Below are 19,429 nucleotides of genomic sequence, written 5' to 3'. Positions count from 1 at the left end.
CAGCCTGAGAGTCAAAGCTGGCCCTTCTGGTTGCTGCTGCCACTCAGGATTGTCTGCTTGCAGTGGGTTTAAGAGGTTGATCTCTGAATTGCTTCTGTTTTGTTGTGCAATTTGTCGTGATTGTGGGCCAGTGATGATTCGCAGCCTGAGCAATGCTTTGGCGAACGTCGCCTTTACCTCGTCGTCAGTCCCTGGGATGGTGACGCTGTCACCGAGAACTTCGTGCTGGATGGTTCCGAGTGAATGACTGTCTCATCCATAACCACGTCCATCGAAGGAGCCTTTTTTCATGCCTGAAGTCAATGATGCTCAATCCCGTCTGAATCCCACTCATGTGAAATCCATTCTTTCGCCATGTTCGGAGGAGGAGGTCCGGAAGGCGATCCTGACTGCGGCCGAGGCGGGCGATTCGATCTCCATGGCCGGAGGCCGGCATTCGATGGGGCGGCAGCAGTTCGGCAGCGGAACCTTGCATCTCGATCTTCGTGGGATGGATCGGATCGTTGCATTCGATCGTCGGAATGGTCTGATCGAAGTCGAGGGTGGAATCATGTGGCCGGAATTGATCGGTTACCTCCACGCTGATCAGGACGGGAGTGAAACGATCTGGGCGGTGCGGCAGAAGCAGACCGGAATCGATCAGGTCTCCATTGCGGGCTCGCTCTCCTCCAACATCCACGGTCGGGGACTTCAATTTCCGCCTTTCGTTTCGGACATCGAGTCCTTCCGGATCATCGACGCCGATGGGCGATTGAAGGTGTGCAGTCGAACCGAGAATCGTGATCTCTTCGCCCTCGCGATCGGCGGGTACGGTCTCTTCGGCGTGGTGACCCGGGTCACGATTCGACTTGTGCCTCGGTGCAAGGTGAAGCGGATCGTGGAGGTCATCGCGGTCAGGACTCTCATGCCTCGAATCGATGCGGCGATTGAGGATGGTTTCCTCTTTGGTGACTGTCAGTACTCGATCGACCTGCATGGTGGCGAGGAGTTCCATCCCGGAGTCTTCTCCTGCTACCGACCGGTTCCCGACGACACTCCCGTTCCCGAAGAGACCCGCCACATGGCGGCGTCCGACTGGGCCGATCTCTATCGACTCGCGCGAACCAACAAGGGAAAGGCCTTTGCGACGTACAAGCAGTTCTATCTGGGTACTTCGGGTCAGGTCTACTGGTCGGATGCCCACCAGCTTTCGAACGTGTTCGATGGGTATGACGCCGTGGTGTCCACCGATCAGGGGACCGAGATGATCACGGAGGTTTACGTCGACCGCGACTCACTGATCCCGTTTCTGATCGAGGTGCGTCAGGACTTCATTCGCCATGCAGTCGACATGACCTATGGAACCATCCGGTTCATCGAGCCCGACGAGGAGAGTTTTCTCCCTTGGGCTACTCGGAGAAGCGTCTGCATCGTCTGCAATCTGCATGTCATGCACACGCCGGAAGGCATCCGTAAGGCCCAGGCCGATTTTCGCCGGATCATCGACCGGGTGATCGAGCATGGGGGGCGGTTCTATCTCACCTATCACCCGTGGGCGACGAGGGAACAGGTCGAGACGTGCTATCCGCAATTTTCGGAGTTCCTCGATGCGAAACTGATGCACGACCCCGAATGCCGGTTTCAGAGCGACTGGTATCGGCACTACGCGACGCTGTTCGGCCGGGCCTGACTCGCGACGAACTCAGCCGTTCTTGGCGTCCTTGTTTTAACCCGCTGGCAAACGGGAATCCGCGATAGCGCTGAGTTCAGCCTGGCGTTGGTGGCACTTGTGCTGTTGGTGAGCTGGCGGCAACCGGCGTGGCGGGTGGTGCTGTTTTGCGCCGCGGTGGGTGGTTTGCCCCTGGCCTGATCGATTCCTCTGCAGAATTACTGCATTGACGGGGAGCATGGTGGCTGGAGCTGGTGTGAATCCTGCTGATCAGCGCTGGGGTTGGTGGCCGCTGCTGCCACCTAGCTCCCAGTTAAAGGAAAAGGTCTGAGGAGTCTGTCCCTGATTTGTCCTTGGGATTTTGTGCAACTGGGCGTGATTGTGGGCAATGTCACCAATGATTAGAGCGCAAGTCCATTCGTGGCCAAACTGGTTCCATGAAGCTGAATCACGTCTCCCCAGCAAGAGCCATTGAGGAGGACGAGGCTCGTTCCCTCCTGAAAGGACAGACCATTGGCCTGGTGGCTGGCAACCCACTACTACTGGCCGCAATGAACCTTCTGGAGTTCTTCAGGGGGAAAGTGCTTTGGGCAGTGACCTGTGAAAAGGAGGCACTCCAAGAGGCAGCGGTACAGGCACCTGACCTCGTCATCCTCACCGATGAGTTGGAACAGGGTTACGGCCCCTCACTCATCAAAGAACTGAAGACCACTGCTCCGAACACCCACACCCTGATCTTCCTGGCAAAGGAAACAGCTGTTGTCGTTGAGGAGTGCCTGGAGGCAGGGGCAGAAGGAATCTGCTTCAACTCCAACATCTCTGACGGGGATGGCGACTTCGTCAAAGCTCTGCGAGCCATTGCCAAACGAGGCGTCTACTACCCCGAACAAGTCAGGAAGAAAGCGGGTTATGTGGGTGCGAACCCCTTTGCAATGGTTCTCCCGAACGACATCACAGAAAGGGAGAAGGAAGTACTTGTGGGTCTGACAGAGGGGCTATCGAACAAGGAGCTGACGGCAATCAGATGAGCGATGTAGGGAACGGCTTTACCTTTGCGCCGTTGATCTCGGTGCAATGCATCGGTCCATTGCAGTGCTTCTCCGTATCGGGGCGTGATGGTCATTTCAGGCTCTCCCCCAGCAGTGATTTCAGCATCGAAACCAGCTCCTTCTTGGTGAAACTTTCCAGTGGTTTGGGCGGTGGGGTCACACCTTCCGCCTCAAGGTGTGCTGCCAGCTCTGCCCGCTCGAGTTGGTTGGGCTCTGCAGGGAATTTGCCTGTTGGCGGTAACGAAGTGGTCATATGACTCCCAGATGTTCTCTGCTCGACGATGAATCAGTTCGACTTCTCTGGGATCCCTCCATTGGGGGATTTTCGATCGGAGAAAAACTACGAATCTGATGCGGACGTCAGCCGAAACTGCCCCAGGCCATAGCCATGAGCATTATTCCCAACACGGAACTGATCCTTGAGAAGATCCCCTCGCCTGAGGGTGATCTAAGCGGCTGGATTCGCTTCGCGCACACCATCAATGGCTATGAGCAGATGGGAGGGTTTGATGCCTGTGCGGATCTGGCGAATTCAGGTGGTGCGGCAACGCTTACGCAGCTGCGTTGCAGCTTGTTTTTTGAGGCCCGTCGTGATCGCCACAGTGGTGGTATCTCCACCAATGAGGAGCTGATTCGAGATCTTCTGCGGGCCATTCACCAGAAGGTGAAAAGCGGTGAGCTGGATTGAGATTGGGAAGGACGCAGTTGAACCATGACGCGCACTATCCGAAGACTTCTCGGATGATTTCGTGCGAGCGGAATCGGTGATGGTCTGCATAAGTCCGTCGAAGCATGTCTTCTGAGGTTGAGAGCAGACCCGCGATCTGAAGTAAGTCCAATTGCTTGACCTCCAGTAGTCGTCGAGCTGCGTTATGGCGCAGTGTGCGGAGGCCAATTAGATCGCGGTCTTCCTTCAAGCCTTTCTCATCCGAGAGTTCCCGCCAAATCCAGCCATGTACGGCACCAAGCTCTTGCTCTGTCTTTCGTTGCTGATCCTGAGTGGGCTTCTCGTCCCAGGGGCTTGCTGCAAGGCGAAGTCGCTCAGGTGGTTCTTGCAGACGTTGAGGCCCGACGCTCTCTAGGAGATCACGCCAAGACGGGCAGAGGTTGGCGGGGCGGTTTCTGCCCCGTTTGTTGTCTTGGCATCGCACGTAGCTCCCAACGGCTACTTCGACACTGCCTTTCATTTTCCACATCAACTCAGAGGACATCACCATGGATCCTCTTGCGCCTGTGAGGGCGACCCAGGATGTGAGCCAGGCCGCGGCGTGAGCAAGTTCAGACGACTTGGCTCGATCCCAGAGCGACAGGATCACTCTTTCCACCTCAGTTGGCTCGACAGGTTTTCCTTGCCCTGCAGCTGGTTCCTTGTAAGCGTTTTCTTGACCCGGATTCAGTCTCTTCCCATCTGTCGCGATATCGAACAAGAGGCATGCTGCAGAGATGGCATCGCGCCGGCTCCTTGCTTCTGCCGGCCAATGTTGGATCCATTTCAGTAGGTCTTCACGGCTGGTGGCTCGACCGTTCTGATCGCTGAGCCATTGCACGCAGGATTTCAGCCATTTCACCCTTCGCGAAGCATGTTTCTCGGAATTCCCCGAGGCTTCGATGCGGTTTAGTGCCTGCCGCTGGTAAACGCCCAATGAGCTTCCGACTGGCCCGCCTGCGTTGCGCTTGAGGTCTTTGTCGAAGTTGGCCAGTGCCTGGTCGACTGCTCTAGAGATCGCGACGTCGGGATCTTCATAGGTGGAGGTCAGCTTCAGCCACCTCTGATCTCCCGATCCGTCAGCGCGGGTGTTGAAGGAGAGGTAGATCAGCTCTTCTCCTGAAGGCCTTGTTTTTCGTCGTAACGAGAGGCCGTATCGATCAGAGTGATGCGTCCGGAGATACTGAGAGAGTCGCTTCAGCCTTGCGCTGTTGCGGCGTTGCCCAGTCGACTCTGTCATTTAGGGACAAGGTGGCATGTACGCCAATTTTATCCCTGAAATGTCCCTAAAACCACTTGCACAAGGTTTTGCCCAGATGCACAAAATGAGTCCATGGAACAGCTGATTTGAGTGATGGCAGGCGATCTGAGTGCAACTGAGGGCATCTCGCCAGAGGACCAAAGCTGGCCCTGGTGGCCACTGCTGCCGTTGTATCCGTATGGCCGCCGTGCCACCCACTTTGAAGAGCTGATTCCCGGGCAGATCTGGAGCCTTGAGCAACTTCAGGGTGTCTATTACGTGGCGGTGCCGATCCGGCTAACGGTGGTGAAGGTTCCCGGCGGTCTGATGCTGGTGAATCCGCTGCCGCCCACCGGCGAGCTACTTGCGCTGATTCGCACCCTCGAAGCTGAACATGGAGCGGTGCTCAGCATTGTGTTGCCCACCGCTTCAGGTTTGGAGCACAAGCTGCCGTTGGCTCCGCTGGCCAGAGCCTTTCCGCAAGCTGATCTCTGGGTCTGTCCTGGCCAATGGAGTTTCCCGATCAATTTGCCGCTGTCTTGGCTGGGTGTGCCCGCCAATCGAACCAGGGTGTTGCTCGACGATGGCGTGCCCCATCGCGAGGTGTGCGAGTGGATTTCACTGGGGCCCTTGGATCTGGGTGTCGGTCGTTTTCAGGAGGTGAGCTGCCTGCACCGCCCCTCAGCTGCATTACTGGTGACCGATGCCCTGGTTGGTATTTCTTCGCAACCGCCGGAGGTCTTTAAGCACGACCCTGCACCGTTGCTGTTTCATGCCCGTGATCGCGGTGATCAACCCTTTGAAGACACCCCGGATCATCGCCGCCGCGGCTGGGCGAGGCTTGTGTTGTTTGCCTCCTACCTTCGCCCTGAACCGCTGGATGTCCCTAGTTGGCTGCAGGTGATTCGGTACGCCTTTCGGCCTGGTCTGCGCAGTGCAAGAACCCATTTCGGGATCTATCCCTTTGCCTGGAAGCCGGGGTGGCTGGATTCGGCCAAGGCTCTGATGGGAGACGATCAACCACGATTGCAGGTGGCACCTGTTCTGGAGCGTCTGGTGCTGCCCAGGCAACGACAAGCGTTGATCGCCTGGTTGGCTGCTCTCGAACAGCAGCGTGATCTGCGCTGGCTGGTGCCGGCCCACTATTCAGCACCGCTGACCTTCTCAACCCAACAGGTGGTTCAACTGCGCGAACATCTCATGATGAGGGAATGGGCCCCTAGCGAAGGCAACTGGGAGTTCCTAGGAAGCATTGATCAAACACTTCTCAACCTTGGCGTTGTTCCTGACTCTGCTAAGTCATCGCAGTGAACAAACGAACTAAACGCTGATCACTGCAGACTCGAATTGGAATCAGAGATCCGTGTCGGAGTCAATCGCCATTTCATCGTCCCCAAACAGGGTCTCTTCCAGTTCCTTGCGCTGCTCCATCTGACGCAGGAAATAACCAGTCATCATCGCGGAGGCAAGCATGTTCGCCAGATTGTCGCGATTGGAGGTGACTTTCACCTCGAACTGTTCACCGGGAAGCATTCCCAGCAATCCTTGAACGTTGTGGCGAATGATGTCCTGAATGTCCGGACTGGCCGATTTGGCTACGCGCTGCAACACGTCAGGTGATTGATCCTGCAAGTACTGAATCAGGCCATTGACGGGCTGACCCTCCTGGTTATCAGTGGTCAGAAACTCAGGGTTAAACATCCCATCGATCTCCGTCTTGTGTTTGACCTTATCGCAGCTGTGCTCTCCGTCACTAATGCGTCCGGTCGGGAGAACCGAATCGGACCGAACCTGTTGAGCGGCCAATAGCGCAGGATTGCCGTTCCGATCACATCCGCTTCCGGCAGGGGACCCCAGAGGTGGGAATCAAGGCTGGCATTGCGGTTGTCGCCCATGACCCATAACTCGTTGTCGAGCACCGTGACCGGGGCCATCACGTAGTCGATCGCTTCGTTGAGCCAGGGCTCACTCACAACGTCACCGTTGCGTATGAGCTGGCCATCACGCACCTCCAGCTGGTCTCCGGGCCTACCCACTAAACGCTTGATCAGTGCAGCATCTGGGTCATAGCCGGCTTGCACCAGTGGCTCAGGAACCCTGAATACCACGATGCTGTTCAGCGGAAGCGGTTGGTGTCGTAATCGATCAAAGCGTGGACGCAGTTTCTCCACCAGGATGCGGTCCTGTAATTGCAGGGTGGGCAACATCGATCCCGATGGAATCCAGCGCGGTTCGACGACCTGCCAGCGCAGCAGTAATGCCAGCAGCACCCAGATCAGTAATGAGCGCCAGCTCCCCTGACGTGTCGTGGAGTCGGCGGACGGGTCGCTCATCAGCAGCTTCAGCAATGAGGGTTGGCCTTGAACGAGGATCGCATCAGCCTCGGCATCAGGTCTGAGTCACGCTTCTGACAATCTTGCTGCAGCGATTGGTTTGCTGCTGTGCCTGGAGCAGCAAGGCCTGGAATGCCTGGTGCTCTGCCCTGGCAGTCGTTCCGCACCCTTGGCGCTGGCGGCGGGTGGCTTGGCCGAACGGGGATTGCTCAGGTTGACCACAGCCATTGATGAGCGCTCCGCTGGCTTTCATGCCCTCGGGATGGCTGCTGCATCCGGACGTGCTGCGGCTGTGATCACGACCTCGGGCACTGCCGTGGCCAATCTGCTGCCCGCTGCGGTGGAGGCTGATCGCTCAGCTCTGCCCTTGCTGTTGCTCACCGCCGATCGGCCGCAGCGCCTGAAGAACTGCGGCGCCAACCAGACGGTGAATCAGGAGGAGTTTCTGGCGTCGGTTTGTCGTTTGTTCACGACCGGACCCCTTGATGGCCTGCACCTGCTCTCGCAGGCCCAGTTGGAATCGCTGGCTTGTGGAGCTTGGGAACAAACGCTTTCGTATCCCGGGCCGGTTCATCTCAATCTCCCTTTTGAGGAGCCTTTGCATCCCAGCCGCGAAGACCAGCAGCAGGCCTGGTCTGGTTGGGAGTGGGCCGCTCATCAGCAGCATCAGCTTTGCCGGTCACGGGTTACCGCTGCGACTCAGCCACCGGTGGGCCTCGATTGGTCTCGTCCCGGTGTTGTGGTGGCTGGACCTTGGCGCGGTCTTGAAGCAGACAGGCCCGCATATCAGCAGGCACTCAGGGCAGTCGCTGAGAGCAGTGGCTGGCCAGTGCTGGCCGATCAGCTGGCCGCGATTCCCGCGGGTTTGCCCCATTTGATTCGCCACTGGGAGCTGCTGTTGCCGCACTCTCTGCCTGCTGCTGAGGCAGGCCTTCAAGTGCTGCGTTTGGGTCCACTCCCTGCAAGCCGCCGTCTAGAGACTTGGTTGAGCAGCCTTGGTTCCGGCCAGCTTTTGATCAGTGAAGGCGAACCCCGCTGCCTGGATCCACTGGGGTTATCCCAGCAGTACAGCAGTGGCCTGGTGGCTTGGTGGAATGCCATCAGCGTGAATGCCCGCTTCAGCCCTTCCAGTTCGAGGGGCTTGCTGGCGCAATGGGCTCAGGCCGATGCGCACGTGCAACAGGTTCTGGATCAGCATTTGCCGGCTGCAGGCGGGGTTACCGAGCCCGCACTGATGAAGGCCTTGCCTGAACTGTTGCCTGAGGGGTTGCCGTTGATGCTTGCGGCCAGCAGTCCTGTGCGCGACTGGCAGACCTTCGCTGCTGCTGACCTCGGGGCGCGTCGTTGCTTCAGCTTTCGCGGGGCTTCAGGCATCGACGGCACCCTGTCGCTTGCCCTTGGTCTTGCCCGCGTTCAGGGCCCCACTGTGCTGATCTGCGGTGATCTTGCGCTGCAGCACGACAGCAACGGCTGGCTGCTGGCGAGTGAGGCCTCACCACCTCTGCTGGTGCTACTGATTGATAACGACGGAGGTGGCATCTTTGCCCAGCTGCCGATTGCCTCCGTTGCATCCAGCTCGTTGGATCAGCTGTTCGCCATGCCGCAGCGCCTAGATCCTCTGGCCCTGGCAGCGGCCCATGCGGTGCCCGCCCGTCAGCTGACCAGGCTCGAGGATCTGCAGTCGGCTCTGGAGTGGGGACTGTCGCAGCAGCGCACTGCGCTGCTACGCGTTTGTACGGATCGATCCGCTGATGCCGAACTGCGTCATCAGCTGCGAGAGATCACGGTCACCGCGCTGCAGCGGTCGCGGGGCGGTACAACGGAGGCCTGATCGTCATCGCTGTCATGGCTGAGTCGTTATCCCGCGCGGTCTTGCCCGGTGATTCAGGGGCGATGTGGCAGCCCTGGTGTCAGTACGAGGATGTGTTGCTCGATCGCTGCGAGACAGGCATCGCCAGGGTCGCCATCAATCGACCGCAGAAACGCAATGCCTTTCGTCCACGCACCGTGGCGGAGCTCTGCGATGCATTTGCGCGCATTCGTGATGACAGCAGCATCGGTGTGGTGCTGTTCACCGGGGTTGGTCCTGCAGACGACGGCGGCTATGCCTTCTGCGCCGGCGGTGATCAGAGCGTCCGTGGCGACGGCGGCTATCTCGATGAGCAGGGACTTCCGCGTCTCAATGTTCTCGATCTGCAGCGGATGATCCGCAGCCTGCCCAAAGTCGTGATCGCTCTGGTGGCCGGCTATGCGATCGGTGGCGGCCAGGTGCTGCATCTACTTTGCGACCTGAGTCTCGCAGCAGACAATGCCGTGTTCGGCCAGACCGGTCCGCGGGTCGGAAGCTTCGATGGCGGATTCGGTGCCGGCTATCTGGCGCGGGTAGTGGGTCAGCGCAAGGCGCGGGAGATTTGGTTCCTTTGTCGTCGTTATGGGGCTGAGCAGGCGTTGGCGATGGGGCTGGTGAATGACGTGGTCCCTCTGCAGGAGCTGGAGACGGAGGGCGTGCGCTGGGCGCGCGAGGTGTTACAGCACAGCCCCACGGCGATTCGCTGCCTTAAGGCTGCCTTTAATGCCGAGACCGACGGGCTGGCGGGCCTCCAGGAGCTGGCGGGGCAAGCCACCCATCTTTTCTATCGAACGGAGGAAGGCCAGGAGGGTCGCAACGCCTTTTTGGAGAAGCGGGATCCTGATTTCTCTTCTTCTCCCTGGCTGCCCTAGCTAAACAGGGAGAAATCCCCTGTTTGGCGCAGCGATGCCGGTTCGCATCCCCTTCGTTTCAGGCCTGTCGGCTCTGGCCGCAGTGCTGCTGATTGTTCCTGGCGCAGCGTTGTCCGTTGAGACCGATTCACCAATCATTGAGGCTGCTGAGCAGTCCACTCAGTCGTCAACTCAGACCTCAACCCAACGCGAACCCGACCCCATCCCCCCACTAGCAGCAGCTGTCTCCGACGCTGAATCCATGCAACGAGTTCCCGATGATCTGCTGCAGCGTCTTGGTTTACAGCTGATTCTTGATCGTCAGCACCGCCAGCTGCTGGTGCTCCATGACGGTGTGCTCACCCGACGCTTTCCAGCTGCGGTCGGAACCGTGGGCTGGGAAACCCCTGCAGGACGTTTTCGCGTGATGCAGAAGGTGAAGAAACCGGTGTGGACCCACCCGGTCAATGGCAAGAAGCTAGGCCCTGATGATGCAACCAACCCACTTGGTAGTCGCTGGATCGGCTTTTACCGCGACTGCAAAGGCCGAGCAGGCTGGGATGGAGAGCAATACCTCGATATCGATGGCTGCACAGTGGCTGGCTTCCACGGCACCCCCTATCGCTGGACCGTGGGCCGCGCCGTCTCTCACGGCTGTGTGCGTCTTTACGAGGAGAACGTGCAGGAGATCTTTGAGCTGGTGCGGGTCGGTACTCCGGTCACCGTGCTGCCCTGATTGGCCTGATTACTGGCCCTGATCAAACGGCATTGCGCTTACAGTCGCGCCGCTTAGCCGGATCGATCGTCCATGCGTGTGCTGTTTGCCGCCGCTGAATGCGCACCCATGGTGAAGGTGGGCGGTATGGGCGATGTGGTTGGCTCCTTGCCTCCGGCACTGGCCCAACTCGGCCACGACGTGCGCCTGATCATGCCGGGCTACAGCAAGCTCTGGAGCCAGCTGGATATCCCAGCTGAACCCATTTGGCGTGCCCAGACCATGGGCACTGAATTTGCAGTCTTCGAGACCCGCCATCCCACCAATGGCCTGCCTCTCTATCTGGTGGGGCATCCCGTGTTTGATCCGGAGCGGATCTACGGCGGCGAAGACGAAGACTGGCGTTTCACCTTCTTCGCCAGTGCGGCGGCGGAGTTCTCCTGGAATGTCTGGAAGCCCCAGGTGCTGCATTGCCATGACTGGCACACGGGGATGATCCCGGTCTGGATGCATCAGGACCCAGAAATCAGCACGGTCTTCACCATCCATAACCTCAAATACCAGGGGCCTTGGCGCTGGAAGCTGGATCGCATCACCTGGTGCCCCTGGTACATGCAGGGTGATCACACCATGGCGGCAGCACTGCTCTACGCCGAGGGGGTCAATGCGGTCTCGCCGACTTATGCGCAGGAGATACGCACCTCCGAGTACGGCGAAAAACTGGAGGGGTTGCTGAACTACATCTCCGGCAAGCTGCGAGGCATCCTCAATGGCATCGATCTAGAGGCTTGGAACCCCGCCACAGATAAGACCCTGCCGGCGAATTACAGCGCTGATGATCTCAGCGGCAAGCTGGTTTGCAAGCGCGTTCTGCAGGAGCGGATGGGGCTTGAAGTGCGAGATGACGCCTTTGTCTTGGGCATGGTGACGCGTCTGGTTGATCAGAAAGGCGTGGATCTGCTCCTTCAAGTTGCCGATCGGCTATTGGCCTACACCGATACCCAGATTGTGGTGCTCGGGACTGGTGAACGCGGACTGGAGTCCGGTCTGTGGCAGCTCGCCTCTCGCCATCCGGGCAGGGTTTCGGTGTTCCTCACCTACGACGATGCACTCTCTCGGCTCATCTATGCTGGCAGCGATGCCTTCCTGATGCCGAGTCGTTTTGAACCTTGTGGTATCAGTCAGCTCAATGCCATGCGATACGGCAGTGTGCCGGTTGTCCGCAAAGTTGGCGGCCTAGTGGACACCGTGCCGCCGCACGATCCCCGCAACGCTGTGGGAACAGGCTTTTGTTTCGATCGATTTGAAGCTGTCGACTTCTATACCGCGCTTGTGCGCGCCTGGGAGGCCTACCGCCATCAGGACAGCTGGAAACAGCTCCAGCTGCGAGGCATGCGTGAGGACTACAGCTGGGCGCGCTCGGCCCTTGAGTACGACCAGATGTACAGGGACGTGTGTGGTCTGAAGGAACCTGGTCCCGATGCGGCAGCTGTTGAGCGGTTTTCTCAGGGCCAGGACGCTGATCCATCGCGCAACGCAGCCGTTGATCCGCAGTCCGATCCAACACCAGAACCTGAAAGCCGCGGTCGTGGCAGTCGCAACCCTCTGGCCCGTTTGCTGCGTCAGTCGCGCTCTTAAAACCAGCACATCGCCGTCAGGGCAGGCCATGATTGGAATGAACCTGGTGCGCACCAACTGGGCGGCACTCGGTTTCAATGTCCCAACTCTTAAGTGATGCAGGATCAGGACGCAAGGGACGAACGTTCGCTTCCGGCTCCCTATCAGAGCCCCTGGGACGCCCTGCGTCAGGATCTTCCCGCTGCGGCTGCGGATCTGCGCCTACGCGTTCAGGAACTCTGGCGACGCAACCGGGAGGGTGATCTCTCCACGCCTGGATTCTGGCCGCAGGATCTAGCTCCTCTTTTCTGGCCCGTGCTGCTGGTTGTTCTGATTTTGCTGCTGGCTCTTGGTGTTATCCAGCTGCGCGCAGCCATGAACCCTGCCGGTGCAGATCCCGTTCCGGCTGTCGAACGCATTCTGACGACTCCATTGCCTGAGGCTCGACCGCTGATGTCAGAGCCGGAGATCTTGCCGGCTGCAGTAGATCCAGAACAAACATCACAGCAAACGTCTCCTCAACAAGAGTCGATTCAGGTCACAACACCTGAGCCTGAGACTTTTGAACTCCCTAAGTCCGAGCTGCCTGTCCTTCAGGTGGATCCCTTGTTGAAACTGCTGGAGCAAGTGGATGCCGATCGCGCAGCTCCAGCGGGCTTGTTGATGTCCGCGCGTCCTGTTCCTGCTGAGAATGCTGCGGTGCTTGTTGTTGATTCTGGTTTGTGGTCTGAAGTTCCACAGGCACTCAGACGTGAGCGTGCTGAAAGCTGGTGGGCCACTCTGCAGGAGCAGGGCTATGACGCCATCACGCTCGAAGATGTCAATCAACATCTGCTCGCCAGGCCGGCCCGGGTGGGCGGCGGCATGATCATGTTTGATCTGTTGCCTTCGCCATGACGCTGCAGCTCGCTCACCTTGTGCAGCTTTGGGGGCATCCCGAGATGGGTGCAACAACACCAAATGATCTGCAGGTGGATCTGCAGCTCGAGCTCGGACCGGTCTGCAGCGATAGTCGCCAGCTGCAACCGGGTGCTTTTTTTATTCCCCTGCGCGGCGAGCGGTTTGATGGGCATACCTTTTTGGATCAAGCCGCGGAGCTTGGCGCGCAAGCTGCTGTTGTTGATCAAGACTGGAATCATCCCCTGCCGGATGGGCTTCTGCACTGGCGGGTTGAGAACACGCTTTGGGCCTATCAGCAGCTGGCCACGTTGCATAGGCGTCAGCTGAAGGCTGGCATCGTTGCTGTGACCGGTTCAGCTGGTAAGACAACCACCCGTGAGCTGATCCGAGTAGCGCTGGCGCCTCTCGGAGAGATTCAGGCCACGGTTAGCAATAACAACAATGACATCGGCGTGCCGCTCACCCTGATGGGTGCTCACCAAGGTCATGCTGCTGTGGTTTTGGAAATGGGCATGCGTGGCCTGGGCGAGATTGAACGTCTCTCCCGTTGCGTTGAACCGGAGATTGCCGTGATCACCAACATCGGTACGGCACATATCGGTCGGCTTGGCAGTCGTGCGGCCATCGCCACGGCAAAGTGTGAGATCACTGCCGCTTTAGCTCCCCAGGGAGTGGTTGTGATCCCAGCGGGTGATCCCCTGTTAGAAGCTGCCCTGTCGCGCTGCTGGAGTGGTCGCACGCTGCGGGTTGCGCTTGAAGATGACATTGCTTCTGACCTGCCGGAGAGTGATTGTCCTGCTGCTGATCTGGTGGGGATTCATGATGCGCAGCAGGGTTTGCTCAGCCTGGAGGGTCTGCGCTTCTCCTGTCCTCTGGACGGTCGTCACAACGCCCGCAACTTGATGTTGGCTCTGGCGGTGGCCTCTGAGCTTGGTGTTCCTCTGGTTGATCTTCAGGACCTCAAGGTGACCGTTCCCGGTGGCCGCAACCGGCGCTTGAGCATCGGCACACTTACTCTTCTCGATGAGACTTACAACGCCTCACCGGAAGCAGTGCTCGCAGCTCTGGATCTCCTGGCACAGCAGTCTGGTCGTCGATTCGCCGTTCTCGGGACCATGCTCGAGCTCGGCATTAGCAGCATTGAGCTGCACGAGGCCGTTGTCGCTAGAGCCATCCAGCTCGGATTGGACGGGTTGGTGGCGGTGGCGTCGGGTGAGGAGGCTGCTGCCATGCAGAGAGCTGCGTCATCCCTGGAGCGATTTGCTCTTGTGGAGTCGCCCGAACTGGCTGCGGAAACTCTCAATCGTTGGTTGCAGCCAGGCGACACGCTGTTGCTCAAGGCCAGCCGCGGAGTGGCTCTTGAGCGACTGATCCCTTTGCTCAAACAACCCTGAGGACTGCGGTTTAGGCCGCCATCACTCCTGACTGGGCGTCTTCGCAGCGAATCAGATCGATGGCATGGGGATGGTTTCGAATGTAGGGAACCGCCTCCATGGCGAGCACTCTGGCTTCAAACGCATCACCGGCGTAGTAACAGGATTCGATCTGTTGGCTCCTGGCGTCGCGGTATCGCACCGTGTAGCGCTTGTGATCGTTCATGGATCCAGTGATGGATCCACCCAACGTCCCGCATGATCAGCGTTAGGCCATCGTCATCACCTGAAGACAATCAGGGAATCCGTATCAGGTTGATGCATTGATCTGACCTGAAACGAGTTTTGGCAACCCCCTAATCAGCCTTTGAGATCATTGTCTTGAGTTGATCAGGTTGCGGTAGTTCGATCGGATCCATCGTGACCTCATTCCAGCCATTCTCCTCACGATTGGAGATCAGGGGTGTCAGCTGGATCCGTAGAGGGCTTCCTTTGCTGATGTCAACTCGCAGGGCACTGTATGCCTTGCCGCCATCGCAGTCAGCCCAGCTTCTGCCGACGTAAAGGTCACTGGTGGCGACCTGCCGCTGCTCTCCATTGCTCTGTGATTCGCTGAGCTGTGGGCCCTGACCTCGCTGGTCTCGCAGGCTGTAGCCACTGCCGCCGCAAACAGCCCAGTTGGTGAACGAATCACCGTGACCGGTGTCGTGAGTTCTCAAAATCTCGAGGCAGTGAGCATGACCGCTGAGCACGAGATCGACGGTTCGCTGGCTGCGAATCTGACGGCCGAGGGCTCTGTTGACATCATCAAGAACATTGCGCAGCCGTTGTCTGATGCCCATGGTGTCAGCCTGTGACCATTTGGTTCTCTCGGTCACGTAGGGAGGGTGATGCAGCGTCAGGATCCGGCCGCGCGCACCAGGATCCCGATGGGATGCGATCAGTCCGTCGCGCAGCCACGTGAGCTGCTCGCCATCTTCGGCTGCGTGATGATGAAGTCTCCGTTGCAGGTCGAGCCGTTCCTCTTGCAGGGTCTCGAGATCGTCCATTAATCCATCGCATTGGTGTTCATCGCGCGCCCTCAGCGACAGCGCTTTCAGGCAGCGAGTCTGCTCGTCGTCGAGGGATTTCAGCTGTTGTCGCAGCGACGCACGGTCGTCCCGTCCGCTCAACGGAGCAATCAGGGTGTTGGAGTCGAGCGCGAAGACGTCCACACCGGCATGGCGAAACCGGTAGTAGCGGTTCGGCAGTTTGGTGTGATGCCCCGGTTGGTATTGGAGGCAGCGTTGACCATCCCATTCAGCCGTGTAATGGCGGTCGAGATAGTCGTCTAATTGACTGCTGGTCACATCCGACAGCACATCCATGAAGGCGTAGGCAAAGCAGCCTCCCTGATCGGATCCGCGCCATCCCGTGTCCACGTCGTGAAACCACTGCAGATGGCGACGCAGGGGCAGGGTCAATCCGGCCAGTGCCGAGATCATGGGTGCCAGATCGTAGTAGTCGTGGTTGCCGAGCACCGGCAGGAATGGCTGGTTGAACACCAGTCTCTGCGGATGGATGCTTTCCCAGTCCTCCCCACCAGTGAGCCATTCCCGATAAGGGCGAATAAAGTTGTTGCGGTACTGGGCTGCGGCACCCACCAGATAAACCACATCACCTGTGTGCAGTAGAAACGCAGCTTTGTCTTTGTGCGGGAGCAGACGTTCAGCAATGTGACGTGGAGGGCTATGGCGTCGATGGCGGCCGGTTCCACTGTCACCAAGAACCAGAAAGTGAAAGGCGGAGTGCTCCCCGCCGTTCATGCCTGGCTGCTCGATCACCAGCCGTGTCTGATCAATCTTGCGTGCGCTGATCGCTGGATGCTGCCAGCGAACACGATGCGCCATGCGCATCATCTTGCGCTCGATCGGCGGGTCGCTGGCGAGATTCAAGGGCTGAGTCGGATCGGTGCGATGACCTTCAGCGCATCAGGAATCACCGACACGGTCATGTGATCGGTTTCCTCGATTTCACCATCAATGACCATGGATTGAGGCTTTGGAAGCGTCACGCTCAGTTGATGGGTACGTACGCAAAAGATATCGGCATTGTTGGCGCTGTTCTTGAGCACTGCTGATTTCGCCAGGCTGGACAACACCGAGAACCCTCCCATCCGGCCTCGTGGTGAAGCGATGATCACCTCAAGCTGGCCGTCATCGGGGATCACCTGTCCGAATCCCTGGGCCATCACGGATGTGGCTGGAGCGGCGTTGGCCACGGTGATAGCGCTGGCATGCACTTCCGTTGCTTCGCCGTCGATGGTCAATTTGGCATCAAAGGGTTGCTGTTCTACCAACTGGCGGGCTCCTGAGAAGATGTAAGCCATCGGCCCCAGCATGTTTTTCAGTTCACGGCTGGCTTTGTTCACCATGCCGGCTTCGAAGCCAAGTCCTGCTAGCAGGATCATCGGCTTGTCATTGCAGAGCGCCACATCCACCAGGCGCGTGTTGCCAAGGATCAGATTGGTGCAGGCGGCCTTCACTGAAGTTGGAATCCCCAGCGCGACTGAGAAGGCGTTGGCCGTTCCCCGGGGAATGATGCCCAGAGGAATGTCTGTGCCTCGCAGTGCGCTGGCGACGGCACCCACCGTTCCATCACCACCTGAGGCGATGATCAGCGATTTACCCTGACCCTCCTGATCGAAGGCGTTGATCTCCTTAATCAGTTCTTGTGCTTGCACGCCCGGATCCAGCCCGGGTTTGGTCATCCACACCTCAAGCATGATCTGCGGCTCGAGATAGTTGCGGATCTCGGCGAGTTCGACGTTGGGATCGCCTTGTCCGGCGACGGGGTTGAAGATCAAAAAGCCCCGGCGACTTCCCTTGATGCCGCGAAGGATTGCCGACGCGGTGGCGGGATTGAGCGCAATCGGCAGGTTGTTGAGCAGTGCTGCGCGTAGGAGCGGCTCTGAAAGCACATCCCCTGCCCGTTCAGCTCCTGGGGAAGGGAAATGAACTAGGCCGCTGACATCACCGTGCAGAATCGTCGCGGCAAGTTCGATATCGCCTCCTTCTGCGATAGCTCGTGAAGACGACACAGCAAGATTGTCGAGGCTTCCGCCGCTGCTCATCCGCTCAAGTACATCCTCAGCAACGAGAAGATCGAAACCTTTGAGCACCTCACTGTTGTTGCAAACCCAGGATCTGAGTGCCGCACAGACGTTCAGATCGGCATTGAGAACAATCTTCGACGGCATCGATGCTCAGGCGTGAGGTCGGATGTCAGGAGCTGGGTTGGCTGTGCTGTCGAAAGCACCCATCTCTGACAATCTGTCGGGCTCGATTGATGGCAAAAGCACCATCAATGACACCCTTGTTGGTAGTGGAACCAACGCTCAGCGTCAGCTGATGATTGAGGGTTATAGATCCCAAAAGTGCTGAGTTGTTCGAGCGACAGATTCTGACTTCGTCTCCATGAGCGCTTGGGATTACAAACGATGCCTTGGCACAAGATGCAGTTTTGGTTGGCTCTATGGCTTTGCTGCAGACCAGTTCTCTTTCATCATCTGTTTGGCGCGTCCAATCGCTAAAGCTCCATCTGCAACGTTCTTGGTGAGGGTTGAACCGGCCGCCACCGTGACCCTCTTGCCGAGGGTGATCGGTGCCACCAGCACTGAATTGGCACCTGTTTTGCTGTCGTCACCGATCACGGTGCGGTGTTTGTTCACGCCGTCGTAATTAGCTGTGATTGTTCCAGCGCCAACATTCACATTGGTTCCCAGCTCGGCATCGCCGATGTAGCTGAGGTGATTCACCTTGCTGCCGCTGCCAATCGTGCTTTTCTTCACCTCCACAAAATTGCCGATCTTGCAGTCATCACCGATTGCAGCAGCGGGTCGGAGGTGGGCGAACGGTCCAATGGCAGTGTTGCTTCCTACCGCAGCCTGGTTGATCACCGAATGCAGCACGGTGCACCCCGCGCCAAGCACCGCATCCTCGAGAAGGCTGCCGGGTCCTAGTCGGCAGTTGTCACCGATCTGGCAGGTGCCTCGGAGGTGGGTCTGAGCTTCGATCACCACATCGCGACCGAACTGGCAGGTTTCACTCAGGCTGCAGCTGTTCGGATCCACAAAGGTGACTCCCTCGTCCATCCAGTGCTCCTTGAGACGCTGCTGCAACAGGGCTTCGCATTGAGCAAGCTGGCGCCGGTTGTTGATTCCGTTGACTTCATCGGAATCAGGCACTTCCAGGTGCATAGCCCGATCGAGCATGCCAACGGTGTCGGTGAGGTACAACTCACCTTGGTCGTTGTCAGTGCTCAGCGTCGGGAGCACGGCTGCGAGCTTGCGCCAATTGAAGCAGTAGATGCCCGCATTGGTGAGGTTGTTGCAGCGTTGTTCCTCACTGCAGTCGCGATGCTCGATGATTGCGCTGACCATGCCATCCGCAGTCGCAAAAACACGGCCATATCCAGTGGGATCTTCCAGTCTTGCCGTTAGCAGCGTCACATCGGCGCCACTGCTCCGGTGTGTGGCCACCAACTGATCGATGGTTTCCGCACGCAGCAGTGGAACGTCGCCGTTTAAGACCAGCAGCTCTCCCTCAAAAGCCTCCAATGGCTTCAGCAGCTGTTGCACGGCATGGCCTGTGCCGTTCTGAGGATCCTGCAGAACAAACTCGAGCCCGCCGACTGTGCTCAGCTGCTGCTCAACACGACCGGCCTGATGGCCAACGATCAGAATTCGGCGCTCAGGATGCAGATTGCCGGCGCTGGCAAGAACTCGTTCCACCAAAGTGGCGCCCGCCAGTGGCTGAAGCACCTTCGGCAATGCACTCTTCATGCGGGTGCCTTTGCCTGCGGCCAGAACAGCGACGGCGAGCATGAAAAGCAATGCGGATCGGGCGGAATCTACCGGGATCCGGTGAGTTCAGCCCACCAGAAAGGTTTGTGATCTCTTTAACGGCCGACCAAGGTGCAACTGGGTTGACGGATTAAGGCATGGGCCCGCTGACGGGTGCAGTCCATCGGTTGGAGCACTGTGCTGAGGCGCTCGTCGTCATGCAGGGCTTCAAGAACCAGAAGACTGCCGTAAAAGACGATCTGAAATGTCCAGGCGTCGAAGCCGGACAGGGTGAAAGTCATGGCAGAAATGCACATCACTTCATT

20 protein-coding genes are annotated in these 19,429 nt (G+C 58.4%); 11 read left to right on the top strand and 9 right to left on the bottom strand.

Annotation, left to right across the window (positions count from 1 at the left end; all coding sequences use genetic code 11):
• Positions 1-120 precede the first annotated feature (120 nt).
• From SynBIOSU31_RS14775 to SynBIOSU31_RS08180, 3 genes are all read left to right on the top strand, one after another.
• Entirely contained in the window at positions 121-243 is a 123-nt protein-coding gene (locus tag SynBIOSU31_RS14775) for a hypothetical protein (protein WP_255477167.1), read from the top strand.
• Positions 244-289: 46 nt separating this feature from the next.
• On the top strand, positions 290-1,669 hold the full coding sequence (locus SynBIOSU31_RS08185) for an FAD-binding oxidoreductase (RefSeq protein WP_186489067.1): 1,380 nt from the start codon (positions 290-292) through the stop codon (positions 1,667-1,669).
• Positions 1,670-2,085: 416 nt separating this feature from the next.
• The gene (locus SynBIOSU31_RS08180) at positions 2,086-2,676 is read left to right on the top strand and encodes a response regulator transcription factor (protein WP_186489065.1); all 591 of its coding nucleotides are present in this window, start codon (positions 2,086-2,088) and stop codon (positions 2,674-2,676) included.
• A gap of 91 nt (positions 2,677-2,767) precedes the next feature.
• Here SynBIOSU31_RS08180 and SynBIOSU31_RS08175 read toward each other — a convergent pair whose 3' ends face one another.
• Positions 2,768-2,950 carry a hypothetical protein gene (locus tag SynBIOSU31_RS08175; protein WP_186489063.1) on the bottom strand — a complete coding sequence of 61 codons (183 nt, stop codon included), beginning with the start codon at positions 2,948-2,950 and terminating at the stop codon, positions 2,768-2,770.
• Between the two features lie 135 nt (positions 2,951-3,085).
• On the opposite strand from SynBIOSU31_RS08175, the gene SynBIOSU31_RS08170 reads away from it, so the two are divergent.
• A complete protein-coding gene (locus SynBIOSU31_RS08170; RefSeq protein ID WP_186489061.1) occupies positions 3,086-3,385 on the top strand; it encodes a hypothetical protein in 300 nt (99 codons plus the stop codon).
• Positions 3,386-3,419: 34 nt separating this feature from the next.
• On the opposite strand, the gene SynBIOSU31_RS08165 is transcribed toward SynBIOSU31_RS08170, so the two are convergent.
• The gene (locus SynBIOSU31_RS08165; RefSeq protein ID WP_186489059.1) at positions 3,420-4,643 is read right to left on the bottom strand and encodes a hypothetical protein; all 1,224 of its coding nucleotides are present in this window, start codon (positions 4,641-4,643) and stop codon (positions 3,420-3,422) included.
• A 114-nt stretch (positions 4,644-4,757) separates the two neighbouring features.
• Between SynBIOSU31_RS08165 and SynBIOSU31_RS08160 the strand changes: the two genes are divergently transcribed.
• Complete coding sequence (locus SynBIOSU31_RS08160) at positions 4,758-5,954, top strand: DUF4336 domain-containing protein (RefSeq protein WP_186489057.1); 1,197 nt, start codon at positions 4,758-4,760, stop codon at positions 5,952-5,954.
• Between the two features lie 42 nt (positions 5,955-5,996).
• On the opposite strand, the gene SynBIOSU31_RS08155 is transcribed toward SynBIOSU31_RS08160, so the two are convergent.
• Together SynBIOSU31_RS08155 and lepB are read right to left on the bottom strand one after the other, a co-directional pair.
• Entirely contained in the window at positions 5,997-6,344 is a 348-nt protein-coding gene (locus SynBIOSU31_RS08155) for a DUF760 domain-containing protein (RefSeq protein WP_186489055.1), read from the bottom strand.
• Entirely contained in the window at positions 6,323-6,976 is a 654-nt protein-coding gene (gene lepB / locus SynBIOSU31_RS08150; RefSeq protein WP_186489053.1) for a signal peptidase I, read from the bottom strand. The genes SynBIOSU31_RS08155 and lepB overlap by 22 nt, the downstream gene beginning before the upstream one ends.
• Positions 6,977-7,076: 100 nt before the next feature.
• Here lepB and menD point away from each other — a divergent pair, with 100 nt between their 5' ends.
• The 6 genes from menD to SynBIOSU31_RS08120 all read left to right on the top strand — a co-directional run bounded on the left by menD (position 7,077) and on the right by SynBIOSU31_RS08120 (position 14,302).
• Positions 7,077-8,807 (top strand): 2-succinyl-5-enolpyruvyl-6-hydroxy-3-cyclohexene-1-carboxylic-acid synthase, encoded by a 1,731-nt coding sequence (gene menD / locus SynBIOSU31_RS08145; protein WP_186489051.1) that lies wholly within the window; start codon positions 7,077-7,079, stop codon positions 8,805-8,807.
• Positions 8,808-8,821: 14 nt separating this feature from the next.
• Complete coding sequence (menB, locus tag SynBIOSU31_RS08140; protein WP_186489049.1) at positions 8,822-9,697, top strand: 1,4-dihydroxy-2-naphthoyl-CoA synthase; 876 nt, start codon at positions 8,822-8,824, stop codon at positions 9,695-9,697.
• Positions 9,698-9,731: 34 nt separating this feature from the next.
• Positions 9,732-10,412 carry a L,D-transpeptidase gene (locus SynBIOSU31_RS08135; protein WP_186489048.1) on the top strand — a complete coding sequence of 227 codons (681 nt, stop codon included), beginning with the start codon at positions 9,732-9,734 and terminating at the stop codon, positions 10,410-10,412.
• A 72-nt stretch (positions 10,413-10,484) separates the two neighbouring features.
• Entirely contained in the window at positions 10,485-12,029 is a 1,545-nt protein-coding gene (gene glgA, locus SynBIOSU31_RS08130) for a glycogen synthase GlgA (protein WP_186489047.1), read from the top strand.
• 96 nt (positions 12,030-12,125) lie between these two features.
• Positions 12,126-12,905: a hypothetical protein gene (locus SynBIOSU31_RS08125; protein ID WP_186489046.1), complete on the top strand. Its 780-nt coding sequence runs from the start codon at positions 12,126-12,128 to the stop codon at positions 12,903-12,905.
• On the top strand, positions 12,902-14,302 hold the full coding sequence (locus SynBIOSU31_RS08120) for a UDP-N-acetylmuramoyl-tripeptide--D-alanyl-D-alanine ligase (RefSeq protein WP_186489044.1): 1,401 nt from the start codon (positions 12,902-12,904) through the stop codon (positions 14,300-14,302). Before SynBIOSU31_RS08125 ends, SynBIOSU31_RS08120 begins: the two co-directional genes overlap by 4 nt.
• A gap of 10 nt (positions 14,303-14,312) precedes the next feature.
• On the opposite strand, the gene SynBIOSU31_RS08115 is transcribed toward SynBIOSU31_RS08120, so the two are convergent.
• The 5 genes from SynBIOSU31_RS08115 to SynBIOSU31_RS08095 all read right to left on the bottom strand — a co-directional run bounded on the left by SynBIOSU31_RS08115 (position 14,313) and on the right by SynBIOSU31_RS08095 (position 19,405).
• Positions 14,313-14,507 carry a hypothetical protein gene (locus tag SynBIOSU31_RS08115; protein ID WP_186489042.1) on the bottom strand — a complete coding sequence of 65 codons (195 nt, stop codon included), beginning with the start codon at positions 14,505-14,507 and terminating at the stop codon, positions 14,313-14,315.
• Between the two features lie 130 nt (positions 14,508-14,637).
• Positions 14,638-16,215 carry a metallophosphoesterase family protein gene (locus tag SynBIOSU31_RS08110; protein WP_255477166.1) on the bottom strand — a complete coding sequence of 526 codons (1,578 nt, stop codon included), beginning with the start codon at positions 16,213-16,215 and terminating at the stop codon, positions 14,638-14,640.
• Entirely contained in the window at positions 16,212-17,519 is a 1,308-nt protein-coding gene (locus SynBIOSU31_RS08105) for a diacylglycerol kinase family protein (RefSeq protein ID WP_186489041.1), read from the bottom strand. Before SynBIOSU31_RS08105 ends, SynBIOSU31_RS08110 begins: the two co-directional genes overlap by 4 nt.
• 273 nt (positions 17,520-17,792) lie before the next feature.
• Positions 17,793-19,145 carry a bifunctional UDP-N-acetylglucosamine diphosphorylase/glucosamine-1-phosphate N-acetyltransferase GlmU gene (glmU, locus tag SynBIOSU31_RS08100; RefSeq protein WP_186489040.1) on the bottom strand — a complete coding sequence of 451 codons (1,353 nt, stop codon included), beginning with the start codon at positions 19,143-19,145 and terminating at the stop codon, positions 17,793-17,795.
• Positions 19,146-19,219: 74 nt separating this feature from the next.
• Positions 19,220-19,405, bottom strand: a complete 186-nt coding sequence (locus tag SynBIOSU31_RS08095) for a hypothetical protein (RefSeq protein ID WP_066906656.1) — start codon at positions 19,403-19,405, stop codon at positions 19,220-19,222.
• Positions 19,406-19,429: the final 24 nt, after the last annotated feature.

Source organism: Synechococcus sp. BIOS-U3-1 (assembly GCF_014279975.1).
Lineage (GTDB): Bacteria > Cyanobacteriota > Cyanobacteriia > PCC-6307 > Cyanobiaceae > Synechococcus_C.
This window is presented reverse-complemented; position numbering and strand designations above follow the sequence as displayed.